Here is a 13,519-nt window from a genome sequence, read left to right as displayed (position 1 = left end):
GTTGTACAGTTGCCCTCCGTGTCTGAAGTTGCAAAGTACAACTTTGCGCCGACCTCCGCCGTCGACGCACCGTCCTCCCCCATGACGACGACGACGTCGCACGTGCACACCACCCCCGCCCAGCCGCACGCCCACGCGGCGCCCCGGTCCCCCAGGGCCACGCGCCGCCCTGCCGGTGGGTCCACCCTCCGACCGCAGCACCTCGGCCGCACCCTGCTCGGGTTCGGCTCGCACATCCTCGTCCCCCTCTTCCTCGCGGTCGGGATGGGACTGGCCTACCTCGGCGCCTTCCACGCCCCGACGCCGCACGACCTCCCCGTCGGCATCGTCGGACAGGGCGCGGCGACCCAGGTGTTCGCCCAGACCGTCACCGACGAGTCGGACGGCGCGCTCGTGACGCACGTGGTGGCGTCGACCGCCGAGGCCGAGCGCCAGGTGCGCGACCGGGACCTCGCCGCCGTCTACGCCCCCACCGCGACCGGCGCGACCCTCTACGTCTCGACCGCGGCGTCCGAGACCACCGCGAGCGCGGCGCAGAAGATCTTCATGCCGATCGCGTACCGGTCGCACCTGCCCTTCACCGTGCAGGACGTCGTCCCCGCCGGCGACCAGGACACCACCGGGCAGGGCCTGTTCTTCCTGCTCGTCGCCCTGAGCGTCGGCGGCTACGCGTCCGCGATCGCCGTCGCCGCCTTCGCCACCCGACTCCGACCGCTCTGGACCGCCGTCGTCGGCCTCGCCACTGCGGGCGTGGTCGCGGGCATCGGGATCCTCATCGCCGGTCCGCTGTACGGGATCATCACGACGAACCGGTGGGAGGTCTTCCTGTTCGCGTGGATGTACGACGCGATCATCGTCGCGCTCGGCGTGGGGCTCCACCCGCTGCTCGGCCGCTGGACCACACCGATCCTCACGATGCTGTTCGTGATGCTGAACTTCACGTCGTCCGGCGGGATCTTCCAGCCAGCGTTCCAGCCGGGCTTCTTCGCCGGACTCAACGCGTTCTGGAGCGGTGCCGCCTGGCTGCAGGCCGCCCAGGACCTGCAGTACTTCCCCGGCGCCTCCCTCGGCCGCTCGTCCCTCGTCCTGGCCCTGTGGCTCGCCGCGGCCGTGCTGCTCGCGGTCGTCGTGCACGGGCTCGTCGCCCGCCGTGCCCGCATCGCCCGCGAGCGCGAGGTGACCGCCCTCGAGGAGGAGGAGGTCGTGGCGGCGTAGGCCGCTACGCTGGCGTCCGTGGACCTCAGCGCCGACCTGGACTTCGCCCGCTCCCTCGCCGACACCGCCGACGCGATCAGCCTCGAGCGGTTCCGCGCCGCCGACCTGCACGTGTCGAAGAAGGCCGACAGCACCCACGTCACCGACGCCGACCAGGCGGTCGAGCGGGCCCTGCGCGAGCGCCTGCGTGCCGAACGACCGGACGACGCGTTCCTCGGCGAGGAGACCACGGCCGACACCGGGGCCGAGGCCGTCAGCGAGGGACACCGCCAGTGGGTCGTGGACCCGATCGACGGCACCGCGAACTACCTGCGCGGCGTGCCGGTCTGGGCGACCCTCATCGCCCTCGCGGTCGACGGCCGGCCGGTCCTCGGCGTCGTGAGCGCGCCGGCCCTCGGCAAGCGCTGGTGGGCGGCCGAGGGCCTCGGTGCGCACTCCTTCGACGGCCCCCTGCACGTGTCCGGCGTCGACACACTCGCCGAGGCCAGCCTCAGCTACAACAGCATCCAGCAGTGGGACGACGACGACCGCCTCGACGCCCTCGTCACGCTCTCCCGACGGGTCTGGCGCACCCGGGCCTACGGCGACATGTGGTCCTACATGCTCGTCGCCGAGGGCGTCCTCGACGTCGCCGGCGAACCCGACCTGAAGCCGTGGGACATGGCGGCGCTCGTGCCGATCGTCGAGGAGGCCGGCGGGCGCTTCACCTCGCTCGACGGCGACCCCGGCCCCTGGCACGGCAGTGCGCTCGCGACGAACGGCCTCGTGCACGACGCCGTGGTCGACGTCATCCGCCGCTGACCGCGGAGACCGTCCAGCGCGTGCAACTGTTGCGCGGGCCGAGGTACGACAACGTCGATGTCGCACGACAGCGGTCTCGTCGCTGCACCGCGCGTGCAACAGTTGCGGCCGCGCGCGGTCGACAACGTCGATGTCGCACGACAGCGACAATGTCGTTCCGAGTCGGCCCGCCCGACCGACCCGCCCGCCCACCCAACCCCCACCCACCGGTCCACCCCACGACGGACGCCCGCTGTACCCCGATCTCGTACCGCGATCCGCCGACGTCAAGCGCGAAACGACCCCCGAGGGGGGCACACGGCCCCCCGGACTGGGGACACGGACGGTGGACAAGGGATTGCGGGGAACGGCTACCGCGGCCAGAACCTGAGTTATCTTGCTTCCAGGCGACAGGTCAGGAACCGCGTCGGAGTCCCTAGCTCCGAACGGCCCGCCAGACCGGTCGTGCTTCGTCCGAAGACCCTAACCCGAGGGGTGATACAGACGATGACTTCATCGTTCCCGAGCGGAACCGAGTGCACCCTCACTCGTCATCCGCATTCCGAATCCGACTGCTCCGGCGCGCGTTCTTCCCTGCGTGCCCCACGTCCGGCTCTGCGCGCGGTCACCCGCCGTGCCTCCGACCGGTCCTCCTCCTCCGCTGCATCCGCTTCCGGACCCGGAGGCCGGTGAGTCATGGCACTCACCGGTCGCCGTCTCGAGGTCGACCGGATCGCGACCCTCGCTGTACTCCCTCGTGAGTCCGCGATGGTCGTCGTCGGCGACCCTGGTTCCGGACGCAGCAGCGTCCTCGACGCGGTGTCCAACCGCGTCTCCCTCCCCGTCGTGCGCGTCGGTGTGAACGGGAGCGAGTCCCACTGGCCACTGGCCGGCGTCACCTCGCTCTTCACCGCACTCGACGATCCGCGTGCGACGGCCCACATCGCGCACCTCCTCCAGGGGAGCGCACCCACCGACCGGCAGACGCCGGGGCTGGCAGCGGCGCACGACTTCCTCGACGCCGTGCACGCCCTGACCCTGCCGCCGACGCTCGTGCTGATCGACGACCTCGACCGCATGGACGTGGAGAGCCAGGAGCTCATCGCGTTCCTCGCGTCCCGGCTCGCCGGCACCGCACTCCGCGTCGTGGCCACGGTCCGCACCGTGCCGTCGGACGGACCGCTCGCGGCCCTGCCGACGCTCCGGATCGAACCGCTGCCGGCGGACGAGGCACTCGTGCTCGCCCGTGCCATGGCACCGGAAGAGGCGAACGACGGCGTCCTCGCCGTCCTCGCCGAGGAGACCGGTGGCAACCCGGGCGCGCTGCGCGAGCAGCTCGCCGTGCTCAGCCGCGAGCAGCTGAACGGCTCCGAGCCGCTCGTGCTGCCGCTCCGACCCACCCCGACCACCGAGGCCATCGCGGCCCTGGCGCTCGGTTCCGCAGCAGGACGAGATCTGGACGTCCTGGCGCGGTTGGCTCTCGTCCCCGTGGCGAAGACCAGTGGTTGGGACCGCGACGAGCTCGACGACCTCGCCCACGCCGGACTCGTCTCCGTCAAGGGACAGACCGTCACCGTGCGCGATCCCCTGGTGCGTTCCGCGCTGTACTGGCGGATGCCCGCCCGGGACCGTCGTGCCGCACACACCGAGCTCGCCACGGCGAGCGCCGAGTCCGACCCGCGTGCGGCGGCGTGGCACCGCAGCTTCGTCGACGACGTCCCGGACGTGGTCGCGCTGCTCCGTGCGGCCCGCTCGTACGTGGTGGACGGCAACGCCCAGGCCGCGGTCGTGCTCACCGAGCGCGCACTGCACATCGGCTCGGGGCACGAGGACGAGCACGTCGCGCTCCTCGGTGTCGCCGAGGCGCTGCTCGCGAACCGCCTGCTCGGCTTCGCGGCACGGTACCTCGCCGCGATCCGGCCGTTCCGCTCGACCGCGGACGAGACCCGGCGGCTCCGGCTGTCGTACTCGGTGCAGTACCTCAGCGGTGACGCGGTGCACGCGGACGAGCTCCTCGTGCCGGTGGACCCGGAGAACGCGGCCGAGGCGGACGCACTCGCGGGGCTCCTCGCGATGGTCGCCTGCTTCCGGGCCGAGGCCTGGGAACTCGACCACGCCCGCGACCTGCTCGCCCGGGCCGAACCGCTCCGGCGGTCGGCATCGGCGCACACCCGGGAGATCACGGAGACCGCGCACGAGCTCATCGCCGCGGTCGACGGGACCCTCCCGGCCGACACCGCCCTGCACGACGGGCTGTCCACCACGACGCTGGTGGGCATGTCCGACCCGGCGCTGCTGCTCCTCGCCCACGCGTTGAGCATCGCCGAGCGGTACCGCAGCGCCCGCCGGGTGTTCGCCCTGGTGCTCGCCCGTGGCCAGGAGGCCATGCCGGTCTGGACCGAGGCGGCGCGCTACCTGTCCGCCGAGAACGAGGTGCGCTCCGGGAACTTCCGGCAGGCGCTCCGCGCGATCGACGTGTGGGAGGCCGGCTCCTCGGTGGTGGAGCGGCTCCGCGAGCCGTCCCGTGCCATCGCGCTCGCGTGGCGGCACTTCGCCGAGGGGCGGTCCCCCGAGGCGCTCGAGGTCATCGACCGGTGCCTCGCGCAGCGTTCCACGAACCGTCTGTGGGGTGCGACCGCCAAGTTGCACGCCCTGCGTGGCCGGGTGCTCCTGCTCGACGGTCGGCTCGACGAGGCCGCGGCCTCGCTGGAGGCGGCCGACGCCATCGGTCGTTCGCTGCGGAACCCGGCGGTGCTCCGGCACCTCGGCGACCTGGTGGAGGCGTACACGCGCCTCGACCGCATCGACGATGCCCGGACCATCGCGGCCCGGCTCGCGGCGGACCACCACGCCCGTCCGTCCCGCTGGGGCGCCCTGGTGCTGGCGCGGAGCCTCGCGCTCGTGGCGGACGACACCACCCGTGACACCGCCCGTCGCCGTGCCCTGGATCTGTTCCAGCCGCACGACTCGCAGTTCGAGCGTGCTCGGACCTTCGCGGCGCTCGCTGCCGTGGGGAGCCCGACGGAGCGTCCGCGTCTCGGCGCGGCCGCTGCGGCGGCGTACGAGGCGGCGGGGCTCCGGCGTCCGCTCGCCACCCCGGCGGCGACGGTCGCGATGCCGGTCTTCGGTTCGCCGTCGTCGGTCCGCTCCGGTCCGGTCCTCTCCGCACAGCTGCCCGGGACGCCGCGCAGCGCGCCGGACGCCTCGGCGGTGCTCACCTCGCTCACCGCGGAGGAGCGCGCCGTCGTGCAGAAGGTGACGGAGGGGTACCGCAACCGCGAGATCGCCTCGTCGCTGTTCATGTCGCAGCGGACGGTGGAGCTGCGGCTGACGCAGATCTACCGCAAGGTGGGCGCGCGGTCGCGCTCGCACCTGGTCGCGCTGCTCACGTAGTCCGGACAGGACCTCCACAGGACGGGAGGCGCGGTGCCAGCTGGCCCCGCGCCTCCCGTTCGTCGTCGGTGCGGGCCGTCGATGCGGGTTGCGGGACTCCGCACGCGCTGTCCCCCGAACGGAGGACCGCTCGCGGTGAACCGCAAGAGCGGGCGAGGACCGTTGCCGTGTCACCGACCGCGGGTGATGCTTCTGGTGCACCGACCGCCGTGCTCCCCCGGGAGCCAGCCCGTGGTACCCCGTCCGGTACCCGAACCGTCGGCCCACGAACGCCGTCGTCCGTCCTCGCCTGATCCGAGGACGGGCGGCGGCCCGGGCCGGCGGACCGGACGCACGGCAGACCCGACGGCGGTCGGTGCCGCAAGGCTCCTCCCCCACCCGAGCTGCTCCTCCCCACCCGAAGGGACCCGAAGATGTGCGGCATCATCGCTGCCCGCGTCGCCGGCGACGCGACCCCCTACCTGCTCGACGGACTCGAACGCCTCGAGTACCGCGGGTACGACTCGGCGGGCATCGCCGTCCGGACCGCCCACGGCGGGACCGAGACCATCCGGTCGGTGTCCCGCGTCGGTGACCTGCGCACGCTCGTCGCCGCGCGGTCCGGCGACGCGCTGACGGGGATCGGCATCGGGCACACCCGGTGGGCGACGCACGGCGTCGTGCGCGAGACGAACGCCCACCCGCACGCGGACTGCTCCGGACGGATCAGCATCGTGCACAACGGGATCGTCGAGAACGCCGACCGGCTCCGTGCCACGCTCGAACGACAGGGACACGTGTTCTCGTCGGACGTCGACTCCGAGGTCATCGCGCACCTCGTCGAGCGGGCGCTCGCGGTGGACCCGGACCTCATGCTCGCGGTGCAGATCGCGACCGCGCAGCTCGAGGGCTCGTGGGCGATCGTCGTCCTCGACGCCCGGGACGGCCGCATGGTCGTCGCCGCCGAACGCTCCCCGCTCGTCGTCGCCCGCTCGGCCCGCGGCGACTTCGTGGCGAGCGACATCGGGGCCGTCGCCGAGTGGTGCGAGACGTTCGTGGCGCTCCGCGACGGCGACGTCGTCGAACTCGGTGAGGCCTGGACGTGGTCGTCCTCCGGCGTGACCGTCCCGGTGCCGTTCCCGACGCCGTCGCCCTTCGCCGCGACCGCACTCGACCTCGGCGACCACCCGGACCACATGGCGAAGGAGATCGAGGAGCAGCCCGAGGTCGTCGCCTCGCTCCTCGACCGGCTCGCACGGGGGGCCGCGGACGGCAGCACGTGGGTCGGCCTCGGCCTCCCCGGCTTCCACCGGCTGGCCATCGTCGCGTGCGGCACCTCCCTGAACGCCGGGCAGGTGATCGCCACCGCGCTCCGCAGCATCGGCGGCGTCCCGACCGACATCGTCGTCGCGAGCGAGGCCGACCAGGTGGTGCTCGGACCGGGGACGCTCGTCGTCGCCATCAGCCAGTCGGGCGAGACCGCCGACGTCCTCCGCGCCCTGGACCGCTTCGAGGACCGGCACCCGGTGCTCGCGCTCACGAACAACGTGCACTCGTCCCTCGCCCGGCGGGCGGACGCGGTGCTCGACTGCCACGCCGGTCCGGAGATCGGCGTCGCGGCGACGAAGACGTTCACCGCCCAGGTCGTCGTCGGTGTCGCCGCGGTGATCTCGGCACTCGTCGCCTCCGGACGGATCGACGGCGAACGCGCCGCTGCGCTCGTCGGCGAGCTGACCGACCTCCCCGCACGCCTCGACCACGCCGCCGCGATCGCCGCCGACCGCATCCCGCTGCTCGTGTCGAGCGTCAAGGACGCGACCGGCTTCCTCTTCCTCGGGCGCGGTGCCGGACTGCCGTACGCCGCCGAGGGTGCCCTGAAGCTCAAGGAGCTCAGCTACCGGTGGGCCGAGTCCTACCCGGCCGGCGAGCTGAAGCACGGCCCGCTCGCCCTCGTCGACCAGGGCACCCCCGTGGTCGTCGTCGACCACGGTGACCACCGGCTCCGGGCGAACATCGCCGAGGTCCGGGCCCGCGGCGGGTTCGTCATCACGATCGGCGGCGAGGGGTCGGACATCCCGGCGCTCGGTCGTCGCGTCGTCGGCGACCTCGCCTGGGGTCGTGCGACCGCGCCGTGGGGCCCGCTCGAGGCCGTCGTCCCCCTGCAGATGCTCGCCCGCGAACTCGCCCTCCAGCTCGGGTGCGACGTGGACAAGCCGAGGAACCTCGCCAAGTCGGTGACGGTCGAATAGCCAGGCACACGCGCTTCAACCGCCTGACGGTGTTCCTCGCCGTCCTCACGGCGCTCGCCATCGTCGCGACGATCATCGTGATCGCCGCGACGTTGGCGCCGCCGTCGCTCCCCCAGGGTCTTGCCGGGTTCTCCACGGAGGGTGCTGCGATCCTTGGGCCTTGACCACCGCAGCCCCACCCCTCGTCGTCGTCGCGCTCCTCGTCGGCGCGCTCCTGCCGTTCGTGCCGTTCGTCGGTCGCGTGGCACGCATCGCCGCGACCATCGCGCACGAGGTGGGGCACGCCGTCGTCGTCGTGCCCTTCGGCGGGCGCATCCGGCGCATCGAGCTCCACCCGGACGGGTCCGGCGAGGCCTGGGTCCAGCTCGGCCGGGTGCCGGGCGGGATCCGCTGGCTCGTGCGGATCCTCAACCTGTACGCCGGGTACAGCGCGCCGCTCTGGGCGGGCGTGCTGCTCGTGACCGGGGTGCTGCACGGGTCGAGGTGGCTGCCCGTCGTGGTCCTCGGCGTCGTCGGGCTCGTCGCGCTCTGCTTCGTGCGGAACTGGTTCGGGATCCTCGTGGTGCTCGGCTTCGACGCCCTCGCGCTCTGGGTGGCGCTCCGTCCGTCGGAGACCACCGTGCTCGTGGTCGCCGCGGTCGGCGCGTTCTTCGTCGTCGACGGGCTGCGGTCGGTGGTGCAGGTCGCCCGGTGGCTCGCGACCGGCGCCCGTGTGCAGACCGACTTCCACATCGCCGCGGCCGAGATGCGGGTGCCGGCGACGGTGTGGTTCGTGCTGTTCCTCGTCGTGAACGCCGTGGCCGTGTGGCTCTGCCGCGGCCCGCTGCTCGAGGTCTGGTCGACCGTGTCCGACGGGGTGCGCGCGCTCGTCTGACGCGTGCGGCAGGAGCGCGGGCCGGGCGGGGCCGCGCGGGGCCGCGCGGGGCCGACTCGGTACGACAACATCGGTGTCGCACGACATCGACCATGTCGCACCCCAGCGCACGCAACAGTTGCACCCGCGCATCGGCGACAACACCGCTGTCGTACGACATCGACGTCGTCGCAACCCCGCGCACACAACAGTTGCCCACGCGCGACAACGACGCGCTCGCCGTCGTACGACATCGACGTCGTCGCAACCCCGCGCACGCAACGACCGATGGGACGATGGCACGATGCACCTCGACGACGTGATCGCCGCCCTCGCCGACACGCACACGCCCGTGCCCGTGCCCGACCGCGACCGCTTCCTCGCGTTCGTGCGAGCCCACGGCGACGCGGCACTCCGACGCGACGGCGGCCCGGAGCACCTCACCGCGTCGTGCTTCGTGTTCTCGCCCGACCTCGGGAGCGTGCTGCTGTGCCTGCACCGCAAGGGCCGGTTCTGGGTGCAGTTCGGTGGACACCTCGAACCGGACGACCGCGACGTCGCCGACGCCGCACGCCGCGAGGCCCGCGAGGAGTCGGGCATCACCGACCTCGACCAGCTCGACCGGGGTCTCGCGGACCTCGACCGTCACGACCTGCACGGCGGCTTCGCCTGCGCCGCGCACTGGGACGTCGGCTTCGTCGCCGTGGTCGACCCCGCCCGGGCGACCACCGTCAGCGACGAGAGCGACGACGTCCGGTGGTTCGCCCTCGACGCACTGCCCGAGGGCCTCGCGCCCGGGCTGCCCGCACGCCTGGCCGCGGTGGTCGCCACGGTCGCGCAGCGCGACTGACACCGGACGGGAGGCGCGGGGCGGCGCCGACCCGCGCCTCCCGTCCGATGCCTGCGCACCTTCCGACGTCGCGCGCGTCGATCGACGAGTGCCGTGTCGCGATCACCGCGCGAACCGCGCGGCCGCCCACCATCCACCGCGCACCGCGCTACTCCCAGGGGTGCTGCGCCAGCTCTGCCGGGTCGATCACCCGTCCGCCTGCGACCACGAGGGACCGCGGCACACGGCGCACCAGCACGTCCATCGGGTTCTCCGCGTCGATCAGGACGACGTCCGCGCGCGCACCGGCGACGATGTCGTGCTCCTCGTCCGTGACGAACCGTGCGCCGTCGCGCGAGGCGATCTCGACCACCCGCACCAGGTCCTCGTCCCGCACCACCCCGCCGGCCCGCGCGTACTGCCACGCGATGCCGAGCAGGTCTCCGTCACCGTAGGGGCTCCACAGGTCGCGGATGCCGTCGGTGCCGAAGCCGAACCGCACCCCGGCGTCGTCGAACTCGTGCAGCGGCAGCTGCTGCATGCGCACCGGTGCGACCGTCGTCATCGTGACCCCGAGGCCCGCCATCCGGGCGAGCAGGTCGCGGCGCCGGACCGGGTCGACGTCGACGATCGCGAAGCCGTGCGCGACGTTGACCCTCCCGGGCGCGATGCCGAGCCGCTCGACGCGGTCGAGGATCAAGTCGAACGAGAACGCCCCGAGCTCGGCGGGCTCGTGCAGGTGGACGTCGATCCCGCACCCGGTTTCGGCGGCGATGTCGAACAGGCCGTCGAGCTGGCCGACGGGGTCACGGTCGATGAGCGACGGGTCGAGGCCGCCGATGTGGTCCGCTCCGCCCTCCGCCGCGCGGCGCAGCAGGTCGAGCACGCCGGGGCGCCGGAGCACGCCGTCCTGCGGGAACGCCACGATCGACAGCTCGACCGCGTCGTCGAGCGCTGCACCGGCGGCGCGGACGGCCTCGATGCCCCGGAGTCCGACGCCGAGGTCGACGTCCACGTGGGTGCGCACCCGGGTGGTGCCGGTGCGGAGCGACTCCCGCAGGACCCTGGTCGCGACGGCCTCGCCCGGGATCCCGAGGGCGTCACGCCGGGCTCGCTCGTGAGCGATCCGGCCCTCGGTCCCGCCCTCGCCGCCGTACGACTCCCACGGGTTGCCCCACCAGCTCTTGTCGACGTGCGCGTGCGTGTTGACCAGCCCGGGGAGCGCGAGCTGCCCACGGCCCTGCACCTCGGTCGCGCTGCCGGCCGGGACGGTGCCCGGGGGCGTGACCGCGGTGGTGCGGGAGCCGGCGACGACCACGTCGACGCGTTCCCCGCCCCACGGTCGCACGTCGCGGATGATCAGGGTCGCGTCCTCGTCCACCATGCCCCCACCCTGCCAGTCCGGCCGCACCGGGTGTGCGCGGGACCCGCCGTAACGGGACGCCGCAATCCGGTGGCGCCGACCGAAGCCTGCGAGAGTACCGGCACGACGACGGCAGGAGGTGTCCCGTGACGGACGAGGCGCACGGTTTCGCGACCGAGCAGGTGCACGGCGGGTTCCAGCCCGACCAGGGCCACGGTGCGAGGGTCCCGGCGATCCACATGTCGTCCGGCTTCCTGTTCGACGACTTCGACCAGGCCCGCGACCGCTTCGCCGGGACCGACGACGGCTACACCTACACGCGGCTGGGGAACCCCACGAACGCCGACGTCGAGCGCCGGGTCGCACTGCTCGAGCGCGGCGTCGAGGCGATCCTGGTGGGCAGTGGGCAGGCCGCGGCCACCGTCGCGTTCCTCGGCATCCTGCAGGCCGGTGACCACGTCGTGGCGGCCCGCAGCATCTACGAGGGCACCAAGGGCCTGCTCGTGCAGAACCTCGGACGCCTCGGGATCGAGGTCGACTTCGTCGCGGACCAGCGCGACCTCGACGAGTGGGCACGCCTGGTCCGCCCGAACACGAAGGCGTTCTTCGCCGAGACGATCCCGAACCCGAAGAACGACGTCCTCGACATCACCGGCGTCGCCGACACCGCGCACCGTGCGGGTGTGCCGCTCATCGTCGACAACACCCTCGCGACGCCGTACCTCGTTCGTCCGGTCGACCACGGCGCCGACATCGTCGTGCACTCCGCGTCGAAGTTCCTCTCCGGCCACGGTGCCGGACTCGGCGGTGTGGTCGTCGACGGCGGCACCTTCGACTGGTCGGCGTCTCCGGACCGCTGGGTGCACCTGACCAGCCCGGAACGGTCGCTCGGCGGCGAGAGCTACGTCGAGCGGTACGGCAGCCGCGCGTTCGTCGTCTTCGCACGCGACGTCGTCGCCTCGCGCATCGGCCCGACGCCCTCCCCCTTCAACTCCTTCCTGCTGCGCCAGGGCATCGAGACGCTGTCGCTGCGCGTGGAACGCCACAGCGCGAACGCGCTGGCCGTCGCGTCCTTCCTCGAGGAACAGCCGGAGGTGACGAGCGTCGACTACGCGGGTCTGGCCTCCAGTCCGTTCCACGACCTCGCCCAGCGCTACCTGCCGCGCGGTGCCGGGTCCGTCTTCGCGTTCACGCTGGACGGCGGCGAAGCCGCGGCGCGGACCTTCATCGACAGCGTCCAGCTGTTCAGCCGGATGACCCACCTCGGTGACGTCCGCTCGCTGATCCTGCATCCCGCCACCACGACGCACGCCGGCAAGACGCCCCAGGAACGCGCCGATCAGGGCATCGACGACGGCCTCATCCGCCTGTCGGTCGGCATCGAGGACGTCGCGGACCTGGTCCGCGACCTGTCGCGCGGGTTCGCCGCGTTGCGCGGCGCGGGGGCGGGCCAGGAGGCGCGGGTCGGCTCCGACCCGGAGCTCGCCTCCCTCGAACACGCCGTCCCCGGCAACCACGTGATCGCGGAGGAACTCTAGGCAATGGCAGGACTGCAGCACTTCGGGTACTTCTTCTCGCGCGGGTTCGGCCCGCAGGCGTGGGGCCGGTCCGACTGGGACTGGGGGCACGACTGGACGAAGCCCGACCTGTACCAGCAGTCCGTCCGCGCCCTCGAGCAGGCCGGCATGGACCTCGTCATCGCCGAGGACGCGATCTCGCTCGGCAACCCGTCGACGCTCGACCTGCGGATCCGGCAGGCGTACGGCGGCCCGAAGCACGACCCGCTGCTCCTCGCGCCGTACCTGTTCGCCGCGACGTCGCACATCGGCATCGCCCCGACCGTGAACGCGGGGTTCACCCCGCCCTACCTCGCGGCCCGGCAGTTCGCGACGCTCGCGCACCTCTCCGGCGACCGCTTCGGCATCAACGTCGTCACCGACACCGGGAGCGCCCGGCACGCCGGGCTCGCTCCGCTCCCGCACGACGCCGCGTACGACCGCGCCGAGGAGTGGTTGCAGCTCGTCCGTCGGCTCTGGCACTCGTGGGGCTCCGGCTACGTCGGGGACCGCTCCGACTGGCACTTCGCCGACGGCGACGCCCTCGACGCGTTCCACCACGAGGGCGCCTACTTCACCGCGGACGGCCCGCTCAACGCCCTGCCGCTCGACGCCGACCCGATCGTGGTCTCCCCCGGCGGGTCCGGCCGCGGGCTGGCGTTCGCGGGAACGCACTCGGACGTGCAGCTCGCGCTCGCGCCGCTGTCCGTCGCGGCCGTGCGGGACTACCGCGCCCGCGTCCTCGTCGCGGCGGCCGACGCCGGACGCACTGCCGACGCCCTGCGGATCCTGTTCGTCCTCAAGCCCGAGATCGTGTCGTCGGCGGCCGAGGCGGACCGCGTCGTCGAAGCCTCACGGCACCCGTCCGACGACGACCTCCGCAACGCGGCGATCGCGTGGTCGAGCGACTCCGAGACGGACCTGCTCGCGCTCGACCTCGACGCGCCGATCCCGGCCGGGACGTTCGGCGACCACGTCTCGGCGGGGACGATCCGCGGCCTCGTCGGAGACACCCCCGACGCACCGCTGCGCACGCTCCTCGAACGCAAGGCCCGGAAGGGCCGGGTGTCCTCGCGCGAGGGCTTCGTCGGCACCGCCGACGAGTTCGCGGACTTCATCGAGGAGCTCGGTGCGGACGCTGACAACGACGGCATCATCTTCTCGGGCGACCTGCACCCGGCGCAGGTCTACCGGATGCTCGGCGACCTCGTGCCGGTGCTCCGGCGCCGTGCGCTCCTACGACGGGAGTACGGCGCCGGAGGCATCCGGCAGAACCTGTTCGACTTCTGAGACCGCGCGCCC

At 73.1% G+C, this 13,519-nt stretch carries 10 protein-coding genes; 9 read left to right on the top strand and 1 reads right to left on the bottom strand.

What is annotated here, in order from left to right:
- Positions 1-18: 18 nt before the first annotated feature.
- The 7 genes from ACNQOV_RS05790 to ACNQOV_RS05760 all read left to right on the top strand — a co-directional run bounded on the left by ACNQOV_RS05790 (position 19) and on the right by ACNQOV_RS05760 (position 9,319).
- Positions 19-1,215, top strand: coding sequence for a hypothetical protein (locus tag ACNQOV_RS05790; protein WP_416393740.1), 1,197 nt, complete (start codon positions 19-21; stop codon positions 1,213-1,215).
- Between the two features lie 18 nt (positions 1,216-1,233).
- Positions 1,234-2,016 (top strand): inositol monophosphatase family protein, encoded by a 783-nt coding sequence (locus ACNQOV_RS05785; RefSeq protein ID WP_416393739.1) that lies wholly within the window; start codon positions 1,234-1,236, stop codon positions 2,014-2,016.
- 675 nt (positions 2,017-2,691) lie between these two features.
- Positions 2,692-5,388, top strand: coding sequence for a LuxR C-terminal-related transcriptional regulator (locus ACNQOV_RS05780; protein WP_416393738.1), 2,697 nt, complete (start codon positions 2,692-2,694; stop codon positions 5,386-5,388).
- 413 nt (positions 5,389-5,801) lie between these two features.
- On the top strand, positions 5,802-7,616 hold the full coding sequence (gene glmS, locus ACNQOV_RS05775; protein WP_416393737.1) for a glutamine--fructose-6-phosphate transaminase (isomerizing): 1,815 nt from the start codon (positions 5,802-5,804) through the stop codon (positions 7,614-7,616).
- Between the two features lie 29 nt (positions 7,617-7,645).
- Positions 7,646-7,780, top strand: a complete 135-nt coding sequence (locus ACNQOV_RS05770) for a hypothetical protein (protein WP_022907785.1) — start codon at positions 7,646-7,648, stop codon at positions 7,778-7,780.
- Positions 7,777-8,490 carry a M50 family metallopeptidase gene (locus tag ACNQOV_RS05765; RefSeq protein ID WP_402263586.1) on the top strand — a complete coding sequence of 238 codons (714 nt, stop codon included), beginning with the start codon at positions 7,777-7,779 and terminating at the stop codon, positions 8,488-8,490. The genes ACNQOV_RS05770 and ACNQOV_RS05765 overlap by 4 nt, the downstream gene beginning before the upstream one ends.
- A gap of 283 nt (positions 8,491-8,773) precedes the next feature.
- Positions 8,774-9,319 (top strand): NUDIX hydrolase, encoded by a 546-nt coding sequence (locus ACNQOV_RS05760; RefSeq protein WP_416393736.1) that lies wholly within the window; start codon positions 8,774-8,776, stop codon positions 9,317-9,319.
- Positions 9,320-9,467: 148 nt separating this feature from the next.
- Here the strand turns inward: ACNQOV_RS05760 and ACNQOV_RS05755 are convergent, their stop codons facing one another.
- Positions 9,468-10,682: an amidohydrolase family protein gene (locus tag ACNQOV_RS05755; protein WP_416393735.1), complete on the bottom strand. Its 1,215-nt coding sequence runs from the start codon at positions 10,680-10,682 to the stop codon at positions 9,468-9,470.
- Positions 10,683-10,807: 125 nt separating this feature from the next.
- Here ACNQOV_RS05755 and ACNQOV_RS05750 point away from each other — a divergent pair, with 125 nt between their 5' ends.
- Positions 10,808-12,199 carry an O-acetylhomoserine aminocarboxypropyltransferase/cysteine synthase family protein gene (locus tag ACNQOV_RS05750; RefSeq protein ID WP_416393734.1) on the top strand — a complete coding sequence of 464 codons (1,392 nt, stop codon included), beginning with the start codon at positions 10,808-10,810 and terminating at the stop codon, positions 12,197-12,199.
- Between the two features lie 3 nt (positions 12,200-12,202).
- A complete protein-coding gene (locus tag ACNQOV_RS05745; RefSeq protein WP_416393733.1) occupies positions 12,203-13,507 on the top strand; it encodes an LLM class flavin-dependent oxidoreductase in 1,305 nt (434 codons plus the stop codon).
- The last annotated feature ends 12 nt before the right edge of the window (positions 13,508-13,519 follow it).

The sequence above is a fragment of the Curtobacterium sp. LFS084 genome, from assembly GCF_047977705.1.
Classification (GTDB): Bacteria; Actinomycetota; Actinomycetes; order Actinomycetales; family Microbacteriaceae; genus Curtobacterium.
The sequence above is the reverse complement of the archived record's forward strand: the minus strand, read 5'-3'. Positions and strand labels throughout refer to the sequence as shown.

Coding starts and splice junctions, on each gene's coding strand:
- ACNQOV_RS05755 (WP_416393735.1), bottom strand. CDS start 10,682: ATGGTGGACGAGGACGCGACCCTGATCATCCGCGACGTGCGACCGTGG.
- ACNQOV_RS05745 (WP_416393733.1), top strand. CDS start 12,203: ATGGCAGGACTGCAGCACTTCGGGTACTTCTTCTCGCGCGGGTTCGGC.
- glmS (WP_416393737.1), top strand. CDS start 5,802: ATGTGCGGCATCATCGCTGCCCGCGTCGCCGGCGACGCGACCCCCTAC.
- ACNQOV_RS05760 (WP_416393736.1), top strand. CDS start 8,774: ATGCACCTCGACGACGTGATCGCCGCCCTCGCCGACACGCACACGCCC.
- ACNQOV_RS05780 (WP_416393738.1), top strand. CDS start 2,692: ATGGCACTCACCGGTCGCCGTCTCGAGGTCGACCGGATCGCGACCCTC.